This is a genomic window from Streptomyces sp. G5(2025) (assembly GCF_049542075.1).
GTDB lineage: Bacteria > Actinomycetota > Actinomycetes > Streptomycetales > Streptomycetaceae > Streptomyces.
Genome location: NZ_JBMUZT010000006.1, coordinates 3,107,961 through 3,127,541, shown reverse-complemented (window position 1 = coordinate 3,127,541; position 19,581 = coordinate 3,107,961). Strand labels below are relative to the sequence as shown.

Below are 19,581 nucleotides of genomic sequence, written 5' to 3'. Positions count from 1 at the left end.
ACAGGCATGGACACGCCCCCGCCGACCACTGAGCGCACCGAGCCGACCGACGCCGACGTCGAGGCCTTCAAGCAGCAACTCGGCCGCCCGCCGCGCGGCCTGCGGGCCATCGCGCACCGCTGCCCCTGCGGTCAGCCGGACGTCGTCGAGACCGCGCCGCGCCTCCCGGACGGGACGCCGTTCCCGACCACGTACTACCTGACGTGCCCGCGGGCCGCGTCCGCGATCGGCACCCTTGAGGCCAACGGCGTCATGAAGGAGATGTCGGAGCGGCTCACGACCGACCCCGAGCTGGCCGCCGCCTACCGCGCGGCCCACGAGGACTACCTCGCGCGCCGCGACGCCATCGAGGTCCTGGAGGGCTTCCCGAGCGCGGGCGGCATGCCGGACCGCGTGAAGTGCCTGCACGTCCTGGTGGGCCACTCGCTGGCCGCCGGGCCCGGCGTGAACCCGCTCGGCGACGAGGCCCTCGCGATGCTGCCCGAGTGGTGGGCCAAGGGGCCGTGCGTCACGCCGTGCGCCCCCGAGGGGGCCGAGTGACCCGGGTCGCCGCCATCGACTGCGGCACGAACTCGATCCGCCTCCTGGTGGCGGACGCCGACCCGGCCACGGGCGCGCTGGTCGAGCTGGAGCGGCGGATGACGATCGTCCGGCTCGGCCAGGGCGTGGACCGCACCGGCCGCCTCGCCCCCGAGGCCCTGGAACGCACCTTCGCGGCCTGCCGCGAGTACGCCGAGGCCATCAAGGAGCACGGCGCCGAGCACATCCGTTTCGTCGCCACCTCCGCCTCCCGTGACGCGGAGAACCGCGACGAGTTCGTCCGGGGCGTCGTGGACATCCTGGGCGTCGAGCCGGAGGTCATCACCGGCGCGCAGGAGGCGGAGTTCTCCTTCACCGGCGCGACCAAGGAGCTGACGGGCCGTACGGACCTGGCCACGCCGTACCTCGTCGTCGACATCGGCGGCGGCTCCACGGAGTTCGTGGTCGGCACCGACGAGGTCCTCGCGGCCCGCTCGGTGGACGTGGGCTGCGTCCGCATGACGGAGCGTCACCTCGTGCACGGCGGCGTCGTGGCGGACCCGCCGACGCCCGAGCAGTTCGCCGCTGTCCGCGCGGACATCGAGGCGGCCCTGGACCTCGCCGAGCGCGCGGTCCCGCTCAAGGAGGCCCGCACCCTCGTCGGCCTCGCGGGCTCGGTCACCACCCTCGCCGCGATCGCGCTCGGCCTCGACGCCTATGACAGCCGCGCCATCCACCACGCCCGGGTTCCGTACGAGCAGGTGGCCGCCATCACGGAGCGCCTGATGAGCGCCACGCACGCCGAGCGCGCCGCGATTCCGGTGATGCACCCGGGCCGCGTCGACGTCATCGCGTCGGGCGCACTCGTGCTGCTCGCGATCATGGACAGGATCGGCGCCGAGGAGGTCGTCGTGAGCGAACACGACATCCTCGACGGCATCGCCCACAAGGTGGCGGAAGAGGCCGAGGCGCGGCGCCGGAGCGCCCCCGACCCGGCCTGAGGCCCCCTACGGACATCCGACGGCGCGCCCCCGGTCTCTTTCTACGAGGCTGGGGGCGCGCCGTGTCCCTTACGGGCGGGCGAAGGGCGTCGGCCACCCCGCTGCGGGCGGTGCGGCCCGCCCACTAGACCGCGTTGCCGCCGATACCGCCGTAGCCGGCTCCCGCGGGAAGACCGCCGCCCCCGCCGAGCAGACCGCCGAGCAGGCCCTGGACCACGCCGAGCAGCGAGCCGAGGACGGGGGGCTGGTTGGAGGGCTGGAGGTTGTTCTTGGACAGGGCGTCCTTGCCGAGCTTGTCGTTGTCCAGCGTGTCGTTGTCCAGCGTGTCGTTGTCGAGCACGTCGTTGTCGGTCACGCCGTTCTCGACCATGTCGCTGTCGAGCAGGTCCTTGCCGAGGGGGCTGTCGCCGAGCGGGTCGGGGTCCCCGGCGCGGGGCTCGGCGACGCCGGCCGGCGTGTTCGCGGGCGTGTGGTGCTCGGCGGCGGCCGTGCCCGCGCTGCCGAGGGTGGCCGCGGCGACGAACGTCGCCGTGACGAGTGCGGTGCGGATGCGCATGAGGCTCCTTTGCGAACGGATGGGCTCCCCCTGGCATCCATTCATCCGGGCATCCCGCGCGCCCGCATCTGATCGGCGGCCATCCGGCGGCCCGCCGTGCGGCGACGGGCAGTCGGAAAACTTCGTGAAGTTCTTCACAAGGAATTCGGCCCCTGCGGGCGAGGTTCGTGGCCGCCGAGCCGCCCAAAAGGTCATTCCTGGGTGCCAGGGCGGTGAGACGGGGTGCCACGGGCCCGTCGCCGAGGGGCGGCTCGGGAGGGTGGTCCAGCCTCGCGGCGGACCCGGACCGGCAGCTCACAAGGGGTGGACAACGACTCGCGTGGTGCGGTGGTTCCCCTGGGACGCCATGACCTCGGTCACGTGGGCGGCGAAGTGTAGCAGAGCCCCCCTGCAACCTTGTGAAGGGGCGCACGAGCGACCCCCGCCCGGCAGGTGGATACTCGATGGCATGAGCACCACGGAGCGTCCCAGGATCCTCGTAGTAGGCGGTGGGTACGTAGGCCTGTACGCAGCTCGGCGCATCCTCAAGAAGATGCGCTACGGAGAGGCGACCGTCACGGTCGTCGACCCCCGGTCGTACATGACCTACCAGCCCTTCCTGCCCGAAGCCGCCGCCGGCAGCATCTCGCCGCGGCACGTCGTCGTCCCGCTGCGACGCGTGCTGCCCAAGGCCGAGGTTCTCACCGGCCGGGTCACCACCATCGACCAGGACCGCAAGGTAGCCACCATCGCCCCCCTCGTGGGCGAGGCGTACGAGCTGCCCTTCGACTACCTCGTCATCGCGATGGGCGCGGTCTCCCGCACCTTCCCGATCCCCGGCCTCGCCGAGCAGGGCATCGGCATGAAGGGCATCGAGGAGGCCATCGGCCTGCGCAACCACGTCCTCGAACAGCTGGACAAGGCTGACTCCACGACGGATGAGGAGGTCCGCCGCAAGGCGCTGACCTTCGTCTTCGTCGGCGGTGGCTTCGCGGGTGCGGAGACCATCGGTGAGGTCGAGGACATGGCCCGCGACGCGGCCAAGTACTACAAGAGCGTCAAGCGCGAGGACATGCGCTTCGTGCTCGTCGACGCCGCCGACAAGATCCTCCCCGAGGTCGGCCCGAAGCTCGGCCAGTACGGCAAGGAGCACCTGGAGAGCCGCGGGGTCGAGGTCTACCTCTCGACGTCGATGGACTCCTGCGTGGACGGTCACGTCGTTCTCAAGAACGGCCTGGAGGTCGACTCCAACACGATCGTGTGGACCGCCGGCGTCAAGCCGAACCCGGCGCTCACCCGCTTCGGTCTGCCGCTCGGCCCGCGCGGCCACGTGGACACCCAGACCACGCTCCAGGTGCAGGGCACGGACTACATCTGGGCCGCCGGCGACAACGCGCAGGTGCCGGACCTCGTCGGCCGCAAGGCCGGCAACGAGAACGCCTGGTGCCCGCCGAACGCCCAGCACGCGCTGCGTCAGGCGAAGGTCCTCGGCGACAACGTGATCTCCGGCATGCGGGGCTTCCCGCAGAAGGAGTACAGCCACGCCAACAAGGGTGCGGTCGCCGGTCTCGGCCTGCACAAGGGCGTCGCGATGATCGTCATGGGCAAGATGAAGATCAAGCTCAAGGGCCGTCTCGCCTGGTACATGCACCGCGCGTACCACGGCATGGCGATGCCGACGTTCAACCGCAAGATCCGCGTCTTCGCGGACTGGACGCTCGGCATGTTCCTCAAGCGCGAGGTCGTCTCCCTCGGTGCTCTGGAAGCGCCTCGCGAGGAGTTCTACGAGGCCGCCAAGCCGGCCCCGAAGCCGCAGGTCGCGGCCGAGCCCGCGCCGGCGGCCAAGGCCGAGGAGAAGGCCAAGGCCTCCTGACCTCGCGGCCCCGGCGTCACTGAGTCGCCTCGCGTCACTGATCCACCCCGAAGGGGGCCGTCCGCCATCCGTGGTGCGGGCGGCCCCCTTCGGCGTACCCGGGCAGCGGACGGAGCCGTGTAGGTGCCCCTGGCATCTATTTTGCCGTTCCATGACACGGCAGGGGGACTGCGCACGGGTCCCTTCGGTGTTTACGTGGTGTCCGACCATCCTGGGTCGTCGTCATGGAGGTGTGCGCCATGCAGAACGCCGCACTGCGGCTGAAGAATCTCGCCGAGCAGCTGATGGGAGCCCCGCTGCCGGTACGGATCCGCGCCTGGGACGGTTCGCAGGCCGGGCCTCCGGGAGCCCCCGCGCTCGTCGTCCGCAGCCGCCGCGCCCTGCGCCACCTCCTGTGGAAGCCGGGCGAACTGGGCCTGGCCCGCGCCTGGGTGGCCGGCGACCTGGACGTCGACGGGGACCTCTACGAGGTGCTGGACCGGATGGCCGAATTCATCTGGGAGCGCGGCGAGGACGGGCCGGGCCTGCGGCAGGCGCTGCGCGACCCGCGGGTCCGCTCCGCCGCCCGCTCGCTCATCGCCCTCTCCGCGCCCTTCCTGCCGCCCGCGCCGCCACCGGAGGAGATGCACAGACACGGCCGCCTCCACCTGCACACCAAGGGCAGCGACCGGCGGGCCATCAGCCACCACTACGACGTGGGCAACGACTTCTACGAGCTGGTCCTCGGCCCCTCGATGGTCTACTCCTGCGCCTACTGGGCCTCGCCCGACTCCACGCTGGAGGACGCCCAGCGCGACAAGCTCGAACTCATCTCCCGGAAGCTGGCCTTGAAGCCCGGCATGCGCCTGCTCGACGTCGGCTGCGGCTGGGGCTCCATGGCGATCCACGCGGCCCGCGACCACGGCGTCACCGTCGTCGGCGTCACCCTCTCCCAGGAGCAGGCCACGTACGCCAGGAAGCGCATCGCCGAAGAGGGACTCACCGACCGGATCGAGATCCGCGTCCAGGACTACCGGGACGTGCGCGACGGCCCCTACGACGCGATCTCCTCCATCGGCATGGCCGAACACGTCGGCTCCGAGCGCTACTTGGAGTACGCGCACGACCTGTACGCCCTGCTGAAGCCGGGCGGGCGGTTGCTCAACCACCAGATCGCGCGCCGCCCGCAGACGGACGAATCGGCGTACGAGGTGGACGAGTTCATCGACGCGTACGTCTTCCCCGACGGGGAGCTGGCGCCCATCGGGACCACCGTGGGGCTCCTGGAGCGGGCCGGGTTCGAGGTGCGTGACGTGGAGGCCATCCGCGAGCACTACGCCCTGACCCTGCGCGGCTGGGTCGCCAACCTGGAGGCGCGGTGGCCCGAGGCCCAGCGCCTCACCTCGCCCGGCCGTGCCCGTGTCTGGCGGCTCTACATGGCCGCCTCCGCGCTGGCCTTCGAACACAACCGCATCGGCGTCAACCAGGTCCTCGCGGTGAAGACCCCCAGTAGCAGCGCCGACAGCGCCTCCGGCGCCTCGGGGCTGCCGCTGCGGGCCCGGGAGTGGCGCGCGTCGTAGCTGTGTGTACGTACGTGAAAGGGGGCCCCGGCGGTGATCCGCCGGGGCCCCCTTTTCGCGTACCGCCGCTACTCGGCCTTGATGGCCATCAGCGGGTTCAGCTTCGCCGCGCTGCGGGCCGGCCACATCGCCGCGAGGACACCGACCAGGGCCGCGATCCCGAGGAAGAGCACGATCCGGCCGAGCGGGATCTCCATGGAGTACGTGGTGACGCTGTTCGAGATGGTGCCGCCCGCGACCCAGCCCATGAAGAGGCCCAGTCCGATGCCGAGCACCGCGCCGAACAGGGAGATGATGACCGCCTCAAGGCGCACCATCTGCTTGACCTTCGCGCGGTCCAGGCCGATGGCCCGCAACATGCCGATCTCGTGCTTGCGCTCGAACACCGACATCGCGAGGGTGTTGATGACGCCGAGCACCGCGATCAGGACGGCCATGGCCAGCAGACCGTAGAGCATGTTCAGCATCATGTTGATGGCTCCGGCCACCGCGTTGCTGATCGCGTCCTTGTCCTGGACGGTGATCGCGGGGTTCTCGCCGAGGGCCTTGACGATGGCGTCCTCGGCCTTGTCGGAGGCGCCGCCCTTCATCTTCACCAGGACCTGCTTGTCGACGATCTTCGTCAGGTGCGCGTCGACGACGGAGGTGGGGGCGAAGACGCCGCTGAGCATTTCGTTGCCCTTGTAGACACCGGCGACCTTCAGCCGGACCTTCTTGCTGTCGTCGTCGAACGTCAGCGGGAAGGTGTCACCGGCCTTGAGGCCCTGCGCCTTGGCGGTGTCGGTGTCGATGAGCGCGCCGCCGGTCTTCAGGCCGGCCGCCGAACCGCCGGTGAAGTCCAGGCCCACCAGCTTGTCGAAGGTCTTCGGGTCGACGCCGGAGACGGTGGAGAAGCTGCCGCCGGTCTGGCCGTAGGCGCTGCGCAGCGGGCTGGTCGCCTCGACGTCGGGGAGCTTGTCGAGCTTCTCGCGGACCTCGGGGGTCAGCGGCTGGAAGTTCGCCATGGAGACGCTGTAGTCGGCCTTCATGGCACCGGCGGCCATCTTGTTGATGGCGCTGCTCATGGAGGTCGCGACCACGGTCATCGCCGTGATGAGGGTCAGGCCGATCATCAGGGCCGCGGCGGTGGAGGCCGTACGGCGCGGGTTGCGCACCGAGTTGAGGCGCGAGAGCTTGCCGGTGACGCCGAACGGCTTCAGGAGCGGGGCCGAGGCGGCGATGAACGGGCGGGACAGGAGCGGCGTCAGGACGATGACGCCGACGAGCATGACGCCCGCGCCGCCCGACTTCACGTAGTTGTCGTCCATGAACAGCATCAGCGCGCCGAGCACCACGATGATCGAGCCGATGGTGTTGCGGACCACCAGGCCGCGCACGGTCGGCGTCGCGTGGACGCTGTTCATCGCGGCGACCGGCGGGATCTTCGCGGCCCGGCGGCCCGGCAGCCAGGCGGCCAGCATGGTCACGACCACGCCGATGAGCAGCGCCACGACGACCGTGGTCGGGCCGATGACGAGCGGACCGTCGGGCAGCGAGGCGCCCGCGGAGTTCATCAGGGACTCCAGGCCCACGGCCACGCCGATGCCGAGCGCGAAACCGGTCACGGCGGCGACCACGCCGACGAGGAAGGCCTCGATCAGCACGGAGCGCGTCACCTGGCGGCGCGAGGCGCCGACGGCCCGCATGAGCGCGAGCTCCTTGGTGCGCTGGGCGACCAGCATGGTGAAGGTGTTGGCGATGATGAAGATGCCGACGAAGAGCGCGATCCCGGCGAAGATCAGCAGGACCTGGCTCATGGAGCTGGTCTGCTCCTCGATCATGCTGTCCTGCTGGGCCTTGAGTTCACCGCCCGTCATCGTCGAGGAGTCCTTGGGGAGGATCTTCTCGACGGAGCGCTCCAGGGCCGCCTCGGAGGCGCCCGCGGCCGCCTTCACGTCGATCTCGTCGTACTGGTTCTTGCTGAGCGCCTTGAACGCGGTCTTGTTGTCGAACAGGACCAGGCTGCCGCCCGCGACGACGCTGCCGTCGTCGGTGTCGAAGACGCCGCTGACCTTCGCGGTGCGCACCGGGCCGTCGGTGGAGAGGCGGACGGTGTCGCCCACCGTGTAGCCGGTGCGGTCGGCGGTGCGGGAGTCGAGGGCGATCTGACCGGCGGACTTCGGGGCGGCGCCCTCGGTGAAGTCGTAGCGCGGGTCCTTGCCGCCCTTGCCGGGGAAGTAGTTGGCGCCGGTGGTGCCCCACTCGCCGCCGACCAGCTTGCCGTCCTTGTCGGCGAGGGCGGTGAAGCCGTAGACGGAGCCGATGGCGGAGTCGGCGCCGGGCAGCTCCCCGGCCTTCCTCAGGAGGGCTTCGGTCAGCTCGGGCTTCTGCTTGGGGCCCTGGCCGCTCTCGTCGGAGGAGGAACTGCTGTTGGACGTGATGGCGACGGAGACGTGGTCGAAGCTCTTCGCCGACTTGTTCTTGTAGGCGTTGCCGAAGGTGTCGGTGAAGACGAGGGTGCCGGAGACGAAGGCGACGCCGAGCATGACGGCGAGCACGGTCATGAGCAGCCTGGCCTTGTGCGCGAGCACGTTGCGCAGGGCGGTACGGAACATGGGTGTGAGTCCTGGTGAGGGGGACGGGCGGGGGCGCCCCTTCAGGGGCGCGGGGGGCTGTGACATATGCGGCTCCGCCGCGTGGGCGCGACCAGCCACATGCGGCCCGCAGACGAAGAACGAGGCGTCGGATGCCTAGCTGGTGCGACCCTTGGCGTCGAAGTGCTTCATCCGGTCCAGCACCCCGTCCGCGGTCGGCCGCAGCATCTCGTCCACGATCCGCCCGTCCGCGAGGAAGATCACGCGGTCCGCGTACGACGCGGCCACCGGGTCGTGGGTGACCATCACGACGGTCTGCCCGAGGTCCCGCACGGAGTTGCGCAGGAAGCCGAGGACCTCCGCGCCCGAGCGCGAGTCGAGGTTTCCGGTCGGCTCGTCACCGAAGATGATCTCGGGCTGCGAGGCGAGCGCGCGGGCCACGGCCACGCGCTGCTGCTGGCCGCCGGAGAGCTCGGTCGGCCGGTGGCTGAGCCGCCCGGAGAGGCCGACCATCTCGATGACCTGCTCCAGCCACCGCTTGTCGGGCTTGCGGCCCGCGATGTCCATGGGGAGCGTGATGTTCTCCAGGGCGGTCAGCGTCGGCAGCAGGTTGAACGCCTGGAAGATGAAGCCGATCTTGTCGCGGCGGAGCTTGGTGAGCTGCTTGTCCTTGAGCGTGGACAGCTCCGTCTCGCCGAGGCGGACCGACCCGGAGCTGAAGCTGTCCAGGCCCGCGACGCAGTGCATGAGCGTCGACTTGCCGGAGCCGGAGGGACCCATGATCGCGGTGAACTCGCCCTGTCCGAAGTCGACGGAGACGTGGTCCAGGGCGACCACCTGGGTCTCACCCTGTCCGTACACCTTGGAGAGGTCCGTGGCGCGGGCGGCCACGGCGGTGGCGCGGGTGGCGAAGGGGGTGGTGGTCACGGGACGGTGCTCCTGTCGGGACGACGAGTGGGGACGTACTCCATCGTCGCGGCCGGTCGGCGTCCTGGAGTCAGCCGCTGTTCCGGTTCCTGGGGCCCTCTCCAGTCGGACCCCGGGGCCCCGTGTCATACCTGGGGATGAGGGACGTCCCTGAGACCGGGGGCCGGGGCGGGAACGGGCGGGAGGCTAAATTCCGTCATTCCGTGCAGAGGCCCATGAGACCGGCCGGAGTCATGGAAAGGCCTCCGGCAAGTACCAATGGCCCGTACCGGCGGCTGATGCTCCCTCAGACGTCAATAAAATAAGACAACATCGGGTCGTCCCTCCGCTGTTCGAGGGATGCCTCCCGATAGGGTCGAATCCTTGTTGTGGGGCCCACGGCCTGCCCGGATGGTGGAATGCAGACACGGCGAGCTTAAACCTCGCTGCCCCTCGGGGGCGTGCCGGTTCGAGTCCGGCTCCGGGCACCTCCGCCATCTCGCGACGGCGGGGCGCCCGGCGGGCGTGTGGCACGTGCCTGATGCAACGTCAATTCCCTTACGTGATCACGACATGCGCACCGCGTTGAAGCGGGCGGCGATGTGCAGGTCCGTCTCGATCGCCGCCGCCGTCGCGCGCAGGGCGGGCAGCAGGGCGTCGCGGGTCCGGGAGAGCGGGGCCGTGCCCGCGTGCTGCGCGACGTTCACGGCGGCGACCACGCGCCCGGCCGCGTCCCTGACCGGCACGGCCACCGAGCGCAGCCCGTCCTCCAGCTCCTCGTCGGCGGTGGCGTGGTCCTCGGCGGCGGCGCGGTCGAGGACGCGGGCCAGCTCCCCGGGGCCCGTCACCGTGCGCGGGGTCAGGGCGCGGGGTGGCGCGGCCCTCAGCAGGCGCTCGCGCTCGTCCTCGGGGAGCCCGGCGAGCAGCACCCGGCCCATGGCGGTGGCGTACGCGGGAAAGCGGGTGCCGACCGTGATGCGGACGCTCATGACGCGGACGGTGGCCGCCCGCGCGACGTAGCGGATGTCCGTGCCGTCCAGGACCGTCGCCGACGCCGACTGGTGCACCCGGTCGGCGAGGTCGCGCAGGTGCGGCTCGGCCAGCTCGGCGAAGGTGAGCCGGGACAGGGCCGCGTGGCCGAGCTCCAGGATGCGGGGGAGGGGGCGGAACAGGCGGCCGTCGTGGGCGGCGTACCCCGCCGCCTCCAGCGTGCTCAGGGATCGTCGCGCGGTGGCCCTCGGCAGGCCCGTGGCCTCGGCGAGCGCGGTGAGGGGCAGCCCCTCGCCGCGGGCCCCGCCGAGGGCGCGCAACACGGCGAGGCCACGGGCCAGGGACTGGAGGAAGCCGGGGCCGAGCTCGTCCTTGGCGGCGGCGGGGTCGGCGGCGTCGGCCGGGGGCGCTGTCTCAGCGGGGGTGGCCCTCGGCGGCGCCTCCGTGCCGGACAGGCCCGCCAGGTGCTCCGCCTCCGCGCGCAGCCGCGGCAGCATCGCCGCCGCCAGGCCCCGCGCCGAGTACCGGCTGGTGTGGCTCACCGCCGACAGCGCGTACCGCACCCGCCCCGCGGTGTCGCGCACCGGGACCGCCACGGCGATCAGGCCCGGCTCGATCAGCTGGTCGTCCAGGGCCCAGCCGCTGCGCCGCGCGTGCGCCACGCGCTCCGCGAGGTCCGGTGTCCCGGCGGGCGCGGGGCCGGGCGGCAGCGCGGGATAGGCCTCCTGGGCGGGCCCGGCGGCCACGCGCGCCCGCCAGGCGGCCCACCGCTCCTCGTCCCAGGCGGCCGCGAAGAGCGCGCCGGGTGCGCAGCGCTCGGGCGGGAGCAGGTCCCCGATGCGGAAGGCCACCGACATGGCGCGGCGCCGCGCGGCCTGCGTCACGAAGCGCACCCCGTCGCCGTCGGGCACCGCGAGCGACACCGACTCGTCGAGCTCGTCCGCGAGCCGGGCCGTGCGCGCGGCGACCTCGCCGGTCAGGCCACTGGCCGCGAGGTAGGCGTTGCCGAGCTCCATGAGGCGCGGGGTGAGGTGGAGCTCCTGGCCGCGCAGGCGCACGTAACCGAGCCGGGCCAGGGTCGTCAGCACCCGGTCGACCGTGGAACGGGCCAGGCCCGTGGCGCGCACCAGGTCGCCGGCCCGCAGCTGTCCCGGCTCGGCCGCCGCGAGGGCGCGCAGGACGGCCAGGCCGCGCTCCAGGGGGCGTACGGACTCTTCCGGCATGGCGCCGCTCCTCAGGTCGCGCGGATCTCCGGCGGGCGTCTGGCGGAACGTCCCGCGGAATCAGGTGGCGCACGACCGTTGACACCCGGCGGACGCGGCCAGAGACTCCCGGCAGCACATTATGAACGAAAGTTCATCAGGCGAACAAGCGAACGCGCAAGCAAGCGAACGCGCAAGCACGCGAACACGCTGTCGAGCTGAGGGGCGAGAACGAGGATGCGCACCACCGTCGGAATCATCGGGGCCGGACCGGCCGGGCTGCTGCTCGCCCGCCTCCTGCGCAACGCGGGCGTCGACTCCGTCGTCCTGGAGAGCCGCGACCGCGCGTACGTGGAGCGGCGCCAGCGCGCCGGGATCCTGGAGCAGGGCACCGTCGACGTACTGCGCGAGTCGGGCGCAGGGGCCCGCATGGACCGCGAGGGCCTCCCGCACGACGGCATCGAGCTGCGCTTCGACCGCCGCAGGCACCGCGTCGACTTCCCCGCGCTGACCGGCGGCAAGTCCGTCACCGTCTACGCCCAGACCGAGGTCTGCAAGGACCTCATCGCGCTCCAGCTCGCCGAGGGCGGCCCCCTGCTCTTCGAGGCCGAGGCGCTGACCGTGGAGGGCGCCGAGACCGAAAGACCCCGCGTCCGCTTCCGTCACGAGGGCCGCGTCGACGTCCTGGAGTGCGACTACGTAGTGGGCTGCGACGGCTTCTGGGGCGTGGCCCGCAAGGCGATGCCCGAGGCGCTCTCCCGCGTCTTCGAACGCACGTACCCCTTCGGCTGGCTCGGCATCCTCGCCGACGTACCCCCCTCCCACGACGAACTGGTCTACGCCCGCCACGACCGCGGCTTCGCCCTGCTCTCCATGCGGTCGCCGAGCGTCACGCGCGCGTACCTCCAGGTCCCCGACGGCACGGACGCCGCCGACTGGGCCGACGAGGAGATCTGGGACGAGCTGGACCGCCGCCTGGAGACCGCCGACCCGGCCTGGACCCTCAAGCGCGGCCCCGTCACCGCCAAGTCCGTCACCCCCATGCGCAGCTTCGTCCACGAGCCCATGCGCCACGGCCGGCTCTTCCTCGCCGGGGACGCCGCGCACATCGTCCCGCCCACCGGGGCGAAGGGCCTCAACCTCGCGGTCGGGGACGTCGTCACCTTCGCCCGCGCCCTGGTCCTGCTCCGCGAGAAGGGCGACCCGAGCCGCCTGGAGGCGTACTCCGAGACCTGCCTGCGCCGCGTCTGGCAGGCCGAACGCTTCTCGTACGCGATGACGACCCTGCTCCACCGCGCCCCCGACGCCACCCCCTTCGACGACCGCGTCCAGCTCGCCGGGCTCGACCGGATCACCACCGCACGCTCCGCGGAGACCGACCTGGCCGAGGCCTACACCGGATTCCCCTTGGCCCAGCCGGACCAGAAGGAGGAGCGGTGAACCCTCCGCAGCGCACCTTCCGCTCCGTCGCGCCCGTCCTCGCCCTGTGCTGGCTCGTCGTCTTCTTCGACGGCATGGACGTCAACATCTACGGCGCCGTCATGCCGCACCTCCTCGACGACGAGGGCTTCGGCTTCAGCACCTCCACCGCCGGGACCATCGGCTCCTGGACCACCTTCGGGATGCTGATCGGCGCCCTCGGCTGCGGCACCCTCACGGACTGGGCCGGACGCAAGCCCATGGTGACCGGCAGCGTCGTCCTGTTCTCGCTGGGCTCCGCGCTCTGCGCGCTCGCGCCGAGCGCCGCCTTCTTCGGCGCCGGACGCTTCGTCTCCGGGCTCGGCCTCGGCGGGCTGATGCCGATCGGGCTCGCGATCGTCGCCGAGTTCGCGCCGCCGCGCAGGGCCGCGCTCGCCACCGGCCTGATGATGACCTCGTACCACGCGGGCGGCATGGCGGCGACGGGCCTCGGGCTCGCGCTCGGGCCGGACCACGGCTGGCGCGTCGTCTTCTGGTTCGGCGTGATCCCCGCGCTCGTCGCCGTCCCGCTCGTCCTCAAGTGGCTGCCGGAGTCGCCCGGCGTGCTGCTCACCAAGGGGCGCGCGGGCGAGGCCGAGGCGGTCGCCGCCCGCTACCGCCTGCCGTCCCCGACGCCCGCCGAAGCCCCCGCGGCCGGGGCGAGGGGCCGCTTCACCGCCGTCGCCGCGCTCTTCGCGCCCGGCCGGCGCCTGGCCACCCCGCTGCTGTGGACCGCCTCCTTCGCCGGGCTCCTGCTCGTCTACGGAGTCTCCACCTGGCTCCCCGAACTGATGCGCGCCTCCGGCTACTCCCTCTCCTCCTCCGTCACCTTCCTGATGGTGATCAACGCGGGCGGCATCGTCGGCATGCTCGTCGCGGGCCGCACCGCCGACCGCTTCGGTGCCGTCAAGGTCTCCGCGGTCTGGTTCCTGCTCACCGCCTGCGGCGCCTTCCTGCTCAAGGCCGAACTGCCGCTCGGTGTCGCCTACGCCATCGTCTTCGTCACCGGCATCTGGCTCTTCTCCGCGCAGGTCATGGTGTACGCGGCCACCCCCTCGGTCTACGGGCCCGCGGAGCGCGCCACCGGGCTCGGCTGGGTCACCGGCGTCGGGCGCACCGGAGCGGTCGTCGGGCCTTGGCTCGGCGGCGCGGTGGTCGCGGGCGGTGACGCCTCGCTGGGCTTCACGACCTTCGCGGTCGCCGCCGTCCTCGGGGCCGCGGCCATCTCGCTGGTGCCACTCGCCCGGGGGAACGATTCCGATCCGGGAACAGTCGGGGCCGTCCCGGGCGTTCTCGGTCACAGAGGGGAAAGATCCTCCCCAAGCACTAGGACCATCCTTTTGCCTACGCATTACTCTTGAGGCAAAGCCACGCACGGTGGCCATGGAGGAGTGAAATGAGGAGCAGCAACCCGGTCTTCTCGCGACGGGGGTTCAGCCGCGACAACGGCCACGCCGGCTTCGGCGCGCAGCCGCAGGCCGGGGGACCCGCAGCCGCGACCCAGACCCAGGGCAACCCGTACGCGCAGGGCAATCCGTACGCCGGCGGTCAGCAGGCCCCCGCGGGCAACCCCTACGCCACCAATCCGTACGCCCAGCAGGACGTGCAGCACGGCGCGCCCCAGGCGCCCGTAAGCACCGCGGGCCGCATGACGATGGACGACGTCGTCATGCGCACCGCCACCACGCTCGGCACGCTCCTGGTCACGGCGGCGCTCGCCTGGGCGCTGCTGCCGGTCGACGACGCCAACATCGGCAAGTCGTACGGCATCGCGATCGGCGCCGGTCTCGTCGCGATGGTGCTCGGACTCGTCCAGGCGTTCAAGCGCAAGGCCTCGCCCGCGCTGATCCTGACGTACGCCGCGCTGGAGGGTGTCTTCCTCGGCGTCGTCTCCAGCGTCGTCGACAACCGCATCGCGGACGGCGCGGCCATGCAGGCCGTGCTCGGCACGATGGCGGTCTTCGCCGGCGTCCTCGTGGCGTACAAGGCGGGCTGGATCCGCGTCAACCGTCGCTTCTACGGCTTCGTGATGGCCGCGGCGATGGGCTTCCTGCTGCTGACCGCCGTGAACCTGCTGTTCATGGTCTTCGGCGGCGGTGACGGCCTCGGCTTCCGCAGCGGCGGCCTCGGCATCGTCTTCGGCATCGTCGGCATCCTGCTCGGCGCCTGCTTCCTCGCCCTGGACTTCAAGCAGGTCGAGGACGGCATCGCGTACGGCGCGCCGAAGGACGAGGCCTGGCTCGCGGCCTTCGGCCTGACGATGACGCTCGTGTGGATCTACCTGGAGTTCCTGCGCCTGATCGCGATCCTTCAGGGGAACGACTGACGCGGGCAGACGGAGTGACAGCCGAAGGGCCCGCGGACCGGAACCGGTCCGCGGGCCCTTCGGCATGTCGGCTGGTGGTCGTGGTCGGGGGGTGGTCGGGGGGTGGGGCGAGCGGTCAGCGGAGCTTGCGGGCGGCCCGCCTCAGGTCGTACTCGTGGATGATCGCTTTCGCGTGGCCGTACGCGAGGTTGTGCTCGGCACGCAGCCAGCTGACCTTCTCCTCGAAGCGGAAGAGGGAGGGCCCCTCGTCCACGGCGCGCAGCCAGTCGGAGATCTCACGACCGGTGCACTGGGGGATTCGGGCGATCAGGTTGCGGTGGGTCTCCTCGGAGAAGACTTGTGACATCGGCGCCTCCGGACGCGTCGCGATGTGTTCCGTCCTTCACGCCACCGTGCCTGAGGCTTCGGGCGTTGGCAACAGTCCCGCAAAGGCGCATAAGGTCGCCGGGTGCTCGATACGACGCCTTTGACGGCCGCAGTGGACCATTTCGCCGACCGCCTGCGGGCCGCGCCGCAGAGCCGGCTGCAACGCGGCGCGGCGACCGAAGCGCTGGCTCTGGCCAGGGAATTGGCGGCGCGCGCGCAGGCCATCGAGGAGCCCGGCGCCGCGCCGCGCGAGATGCCGGACGCGGGGATGTTCGCCGCCGCCGACCAGATCACGGTCGCGGGGCGCGATCTGGCCCTCGTACTGACCGATCCGGGGGAGCTGGCGCGGGCGCTGGAGCTCGTGGAGGAGGCGCAGAAACGGGCCGGGGTCTGAAGGGACTCCCGGCCCGGCTCGGAGTGCGTCAGGCGGAGGCGATGACCCGGTCGGCGAGGATGTAGACGTTCTCGGTGCCGCACTCGAAGGTCAGGGCGTAGGCGCCGGAGATGCCGGAGCCGCCGAGCAGGACCGGGGCATGGCCCTCGCGCAGGGCGCCCGCGAGCTGCTCCGCTGTCTCGCGGTGGCCCGGGGTCATACAGAGCGTGGTGCCGTCCGCGAAGACGTACACGTCCAGGGTGCCCAGCGGGCCGGGGCGGACGTCGGCGAGGGCGGTGCGGGCCCCGGCCAGCTCTTCGAGGCAGGCCACCGTGCGCTCGTGGTCGCCGTACGTCCCGGAGGCGGGCGTCTGCACCGGCACGAAATCCGGGTGCGAGGGGTGGCGGCGGCGGGCCGCGGCCAACTCCGGGGAGTCCCCGGCGAATTCGTCGGCCGCCGGGTCGGGGAAGGGTTCGATCACCGGCTCCAGGCTGTCCGCCTCAAGGCCCGTGAAATCGGCCTGACGCGGCAGGAACAGCTCGTCGGCGATGCCGTCCGGGATGCCGTCCGCGATGCCCGGCAGGCCGTGCAGCAGGGACGGCGCGTCCGAGCCCTCACGGGCCTCCTGTGCGGCCCAGAAGGCGCGTGCCTCGGCCAGTTCCCGCTCCCGCTCCTCGGCGAGCGCCTCGGCGACCGCCGCGCGTATCTCGTCGGTGTCCACGGCGGTACGGGCGCCCGGCACCGTGGGGTGCGGGCGGCCGTCGGCGGCACGGCTGTCGGCCAGCTCGGTGCGCAGGGCTGTGATCTCGGCGAGCTGCTTGCGCAGGCCGCGCACTGCGTGCAGGGCGGCGGCGCCCACGGCCGTGGCAGCGGCCGTGGAGAGCAGCAAGGCAAGAGGCATGGCGCTCACTGACGTACTCCCGGTTTCAAGTCGACCCCCGACTTCCTACATCAGCTTGAAGCCTGCACGATCCGTCTGTCAGTGCATAACGTCACTAAACGGACGGGCCTTTGTGCCCGGTGGGGCGGGTGACTCCGCCGTGACCAGGGCATATGCCTCTCCCCCAGGAGATAGGTCACATCCTGGGGGAGATTGGGTCACGGAACGGTGCAGATACTGAGCGTCAGAGCCCCGGACTCTGCGTCAGCGATTCCGGGGCGATCACGCGTCAGCTGAGGCGCTCGATGACCATCGCCATGCCCTGGCCGCCGCCGACGCACATCGTCTCCAGGCCGAACTGCTTGTCGTGGAACTGGAGGGAGTTGATGAGCGTGCCGGTGATGCGGGCGCCCGTCATGCCGAAGGGGTGGCCGACGGCGATGGCGCCGCCGTTGACGTTCAGCTTGTCGAGCGGGATGTTCAGGTCGCGATAGCTCGGGATCACCTGGGCGGCGAAGGCCTCATTGATCTCGACGAGGTCGATGTCGTCGATGGTGAGCCCGGCGCGGTGCAGGGCCTGCTTCGACGCCTCGACCGGGCCGAGGCCCATGATCTCCGGGGAGAGGCCGGTGACGCCGGTGGAGACGATGCGGGCGAGCGGGGTCAGGCCCAGCTCGCGGGCCTTGGTGTCACTCATGATCACGAGGGCGGCGGCGCCGTCGTTCAGGGGGCAGCAGTTGCCGGCGGTGACCATGCCGTCGGGGCGGAAGACGGGCTTGAGGCCCTGGACGCCCTCGTACGTGACGCCGGCGCGCGGGCCGTCGTCCTTGCTGACGACCGTGCCGTCGGGAGTGGTGACCGGGGTGATCTCCCGCTCCCAGAAGCCGTTCTTGAGGGCCTCTTCGGCGAGGTTCTGCGAGCGGACGCCGAACTCGTCCATGTCCTGGCGGGTGACGCCCTTGGCGCGGGCGAGGTTCTCCGCGGTCTGGCCCATCGCGATGTAGGCGTCCGGGATCAGGCCGTCCTCGCGCGGGTCGTGCCAGTCGGTGCCGGTCTGCTCGGCGCGGGCCGCGGTGCGGGCCTCGGCGTCGGCGAAGAGGGGGTTGTGGGTGTCGGGCAGGCCGTCGCTCGTCCCCTTGACGCTGCGGGACACCATCTCGACGCCCGCCGAGATGAAGACGTCGCCCTCGCCCGCCTTGATGGCGTGCAGGGCCATGCGGCTCGTCTGGAGGGAGGACGAGCAGTAGCGGGTGACGGTGCAGCCGGGCAGGTGGTCCATGCCCAGCTGTACGGCCACGATGCGGCCGAGGTTGTGGCCCTGCTCGCCGCCGGGCAGACCGCAGCCGAGCATCAGGTCGTCGATGTCCTTCGGGTCCAGCTCCGGGACCTTGGCGAGGGCGGCCTCGATGATCGTGGCGGTCAGGTCGTCCGGGCGCAGGTCCTTCAGCGAGCCCTTGAAGGCGCGGCCGATCGGGGTACGGGCGGTGGAGACGATCACGGCTTCGGGCATCACGGACTCCTGGCGGGGCGCGTTGGCGGCGGGCGGGCGGATGGGACTCCCTGGGAAGTTACCTGCACGTAGAGGTGATCGTCAGGGGGTGGGGGCTGTGATGCGGGCCGCATTTCTAAGCGGGCGCTCAGCCCTGCGGGGTTTGGGCGGTGGGGGTGCGGTTTCTTCCAGGGCGCGGGTGGGCTTGCGGCTGCTCGCGCAGTTCCCCGCGCCCCTGGGTGGGAGGTGGTGGGCGCGTGTTTTGGCTGCGGGTGGGTTTGTGGTTGTTCGCGCAGTTCCCCGCGCTCCTTGCGGGGCGCTGCTGAGCGGCGGTGAAGGGGCGCCCCTTTGGGGGCGCGGGGAACTGCGCGACCAGCCCCTACGGTCCGCAGGTAGAGGTGGGTGCCGCTCAATGAGGCAGGGGAGACGGCTCCGGGGCGTGGATGCGGCGTCGGCGGCGGCGCTTGAGGAGGGCCCAGGGGCCCCGCGGGCCCGCAGGCATCGCGGCCGTGACCTCCGTGCCGCCCTCCGCCGCCGCCTGGGCCGCCGCCCGGGCCACCGGCAGGAAGCCCTCGCGCCGCGAGATGTCGGGACGCTCCTCCTCGGGCCACAGGCCGAGCGCCGCGCAGAGCGTCGGCAGCACCGCCATGGCCGCCGTCGCGTACCCCTCCGCCGAGGGGTGGTAATTGTCGGGACCGAACAGCTCCCGGGGGTTCGCCGCGAACTCCGGGCCGAGCAGATCGCCCAGCGAGACCGTCCGCCCGCCCTGCTCGACCACGCCGATCGTCTGCGCCGCCGCCAGCTGCCGCGAGACCCGCCGGGCCAGCCACCGCAAGGGCTGGTAGACGTTCTCCACCGTGCCGAGGTCGGGGCACGTACCGACCACCACCTCCGCCCCGGCGGTCCGCAGCCGCCGTACCGCCGAGGAAAGATGCCGCACCGACCTCGTCGGCGGCATCCGGTGCGTCACGTCGTTCGCGCCGATCATGATGACGCAGACGTCCGGCGCCCAGGACGGGTCCGAGAGGATCAGCGTCACCTGCCGGTCCAGGTCGTCCGACTGGGCGCCCGGCAGCGCCACGTTCCGCAGGTCGACGGGCCGCTCCGCGACGGCCGCGAGCCCGGCGGCGAGCAGCGCCCCCGGCGTCTGCCCGGCCCGGTGCACGCCCTGCCCCGCCGCCGTGGAGTCGCCGAGCATCGCGAACCGTACCGGTTCGGAGCAGTCGGAGCGGCTGGGGCGGCCGCGGTTCCCGGCGGCGCCTTCGCCGTACGCCCTGCCGTACCGGCCGTCGGCCCGTGGCGGAGCCGTGTGGCCCCCGCCGCCCACATTCCGCTTCGCCAGCTGCACCTCGGCCAGGACCACACCGACCGTCGCGGCCCCGATCAGCCCGATGCCTCCGCCGCCGTACGCCGCGCCCGCGGCGATCCGCCGTGCCACCCTCGCCCTCGACATGCCCCGCAGCCACCTCCTCCTAGCCGAATCGCCGTACAGCCGTACACCCACTCATTGCCCCGTGAGCACGGTCGGCCA

The 19,581-nt window shown here is 71.9% G+C and carries 16 protein-coding genes and 1 tRNA gene; 9 read left to right on the top strand and 8 right to left on the bottom strand.

Annotation, left to right across the window (positions count from 1 at the left end; translation table 11 throughout):
- Positions 1–6: 6 nt before the first annotated feature.
- Positions 7–540, top strand: a complete 534-nt coding sequence (locus tag ACOBQB_RS24910) for a DUF501 domain-containing protein (protein WP_423594392.1) — start codon at positions 7–9, stop codon at positions 538–540.
- Positions 537–1,520 carry an exopolyphosphatase gene (locus ACOBQB_RS24905; RefSeq protein ID WP_423594390.1) on the top strand — a complete coding sequence of 328 codons (984 nt, stop codon included), beginning with the start codon at positions 537–539 and terminating at the stop codon, positions 1,518–1,520. The genes ACOBQB_RS24910 and ACOBQB_RS24905 overlap by 4 nt, the downstream gene beginning before the upstream one ends.
- A 124-nt stretch (positions 1,521–1,644) precedes the next feature.
- Here the strand turns inward: ACOBQB_RS24905 and ACOBQB_RS24900 are convergent, their stop codons facing one another.
- A complete protein-coding gene (locus ACOBQB_RS24900; RefSeq protein WP_423594388.1) occupies positions 1,645–2,076 on the bottom strand; it encodes a hypothetical protein in 432 nt (143 codons plus the stop codon).
- A gap of 448 nt (positions 2,077–2,524) precedes the next feature.
- On the opposite strand from ACOBQB_RS24900, the gene ACOBQB_RS24895 reads away from it, so the two are divergent.
- Together ACOBQB_RS24895 and ACOBQB_RS24890 are read left to right on the top strand one after the other, a co-directional pair.
- The gene (locus tag ACOBQB_RS24895; RefSeq protein WP_423594386.1) at positions 2,525–3,928 is read left to right on the top strand and encodes an NAD(P)/FAD-dependent oxidoreductase; all 1,404 of its coding nucleotides are present in this window, start codon (positions 2,525–2,527) and stop codon (positions 3,926–3,928) included.
- 239 nt (positions 3,929–4,167) lie between these two features.
- Complete coding sequence (locus ACOBQB_RS24890; protein ID WP_423594384.1) at positions 4,168–5,487, top strand: class I SAM-dependent methyltransferase; 1,320 nt, start codon at positions 4,168–4,170, stop codon at positions 5,485–5,487.
- 68 nt (positions 5,488–5,555) lie between these two features.
- Here the strand turns inward: ACOBQB_RS24890 and ACOBQB_RS24885 are convergent, their stop codons facing one another.
- Together ACOBQB_RS24885 and ACOBQB_RS24880 are read right to left on the bottom strand one after the other, a co-directional pair.
- Positions 5,556–8,081, bottom strand: coding sequence for an ABC transporter permease (locus ACOBQB_RS24885; protein ID WP_423594382.1), 2,526 nt, complete (start codon positions 8,079–8,081; stop codon positions 5,556–5,558).
- A 135-nt stretch (positions 8,082–8,216) separates the two neighbouring features.
- A complete protein-coding gene (locus tag ACOBQB_RS24880) occupies positions 8,217–8,987 on the bottom strand; it encodes an ABC transporter ATP-binding protein (protein ID WP_423594380.1) in 771 nt (256 codons plus the stop codon).
- A 384-nt stretch (positions 8,988–9,371) separates the two neighbouring features.
- On the opposite strand from ACOBQB_RS24880, the gene ACOBQB_RS24875 reads away from it, so the two are divergent.
- Positions 9,372–9,454, top strand: a tRNA-Leu gene (locus ACOBQB_RS24875).
- Between the two features lie 78 nt (positions 9,455–9,532).
- Here the strand turns inward: ACOBQB_RS24875 and ACOBQB_RS24870 are convergent.
- Positions 9,533–11,179 (bottom strand): IclR family transcriptional regulator domain-containing protein, encoded by a 1,647-nt coding sequence (locus tag ACOBQB_RS24870; RefSeq protein ID WP_423594378.1) that lies wholly within the window; start codon positions 11,177–11,179, stop codon positions 9,533–9,535.
- Positions 11,180–11,395: 216 nt separating this feature from the next.
- Between ACOBQB_RS24870 and ACOBQB_RS24865 the strand changes: the two genes are divergently transcribed.
- From ACOBQB_RS24865 to ACOBQB_RS24855, 3 genes are read left to right on the top strand one after another with little or no spacing between them, the layout of a single operon-like run.
- Positions 11,396–12,598, top strand: coding sequence for a 4-hydroxybenzoate 3-monooxygenase (locus ACOBQB_RS24865; protein ID WP_423594376.1), 1,203 nt, complete (start codon positions 11,396–11,398; stop codon positions 12,596–12,598).
- Positions 12,595–13,977: an MFS transporter gene (locus ACOBQB_RS24860; RefSeq protein WP_423594374.1), complete on the top strand. Its 1,383-nt coding sequence runs from the start codon at positions 12,595–12,597 to the stop codon at positions 13,975–13,977. The genes ACOBQB_RS24865 and ACOBQB_RS24860 overlap by 4 nt, the downstream gene beginning before the upstream one ends.
- A gap of 35 nt (positions 13,978–14,012) precedes the next feature.
- Positions 14,013–14,942 carry a Bax inhibitor-1/YccA family protein gene (locus ACOBQB_RS24855; protein WP_423594372.1) on the top strand — a complete coding sequence of 310 codons (930 nt, stop codon included), beginning with the start codon at positions 14,013–14,015 and terminating at the stop codon, positions 14,940–14,942.
- A gap of 115 nt (positions 14,943–15,057) precedes the next feature.
- On the opposite strand, the gene ACOBQB_RS24850 is transcribed toward ACOBQB_RS24855, so the two are convergent.
- On the bottom strand, positions 15,058–15,288 hold the full coding sequence (locus ACOBQB_RS24850) for a DUF4287 domain-containing protein (protein ID WP_205038602.1): 231 nt from the start codon (positions 15,286–15,288) through the stop codon (positions 15,058–15,060).
- A 132-nt stretch (positions 15,289–15,420) separates the two neighbouring features.
- On the opposite strand from ACOBQB_RS24850, the gene ACOBQB_RS24845 reads away from it, so the two are divergent.
- Positions 15,421–15,702 carry a hypothetical protein gene (locus ACOBQB_RS24845; RefSeq protein WP_423598738.1) on the top strand — a complete coding sequence of 94 codons (282 nt, stop codon included), beginning with the start codon at positions 15,421–15,423 and terminating at the stop codon, positions 15,700–15,702.
- Positions 15,703–15,730: 28 nt separating this feature from the next.
- On the opposite strand, the gene ACOBQB_RS24840 is transcribed toward ACOBQB_RS24845, so the two are convergent.
- The 3 genes from ACOBQB_RS24840 to ACOBQB_RS24830 form a co-directional block, all read right to left on the bottom strand.
- The gene (locus ACOBQB_RS24840) at positions 15,731–16,582 is read right to left on the bottom strand and encodes a hypothetical protein (protein ID WP_423594370.1); all 852 of its coding nucleotides are present in this window, start codon (positions 16,580–16,582) and stop codon (positions 15,731–15,733) included.
- Positions 16,583–16,850: 268 nt separating this feature from the next.
- The gene (locus ACOBQB_RS24835) at positions 16,851–18,071 is read right to left on the bottom strand and encodes an acetyl-CoA C-acetyltransferase (RefSeq protein ID WP_423594368.1); all 1,221 of its coding nucleotides are present in this window, start codon (positions 18,069–18,071) and stop codon (positions 16,851–16,853) included.
- 388 nt (positions 18,072–18,459) lie between these two features.
- A complete protein-coding gene (locus ACOBQB_RS24830; protein WP_423594366.1) occupies positions 18,460–19,503 on the bottom strand; it encodes an SGNH/GDSL hydrolase family protein in 1,044 nt (347 codons plus the stop codon).
- Positions 19,504–19,581 lie beyond the last annotated feature (78 nt).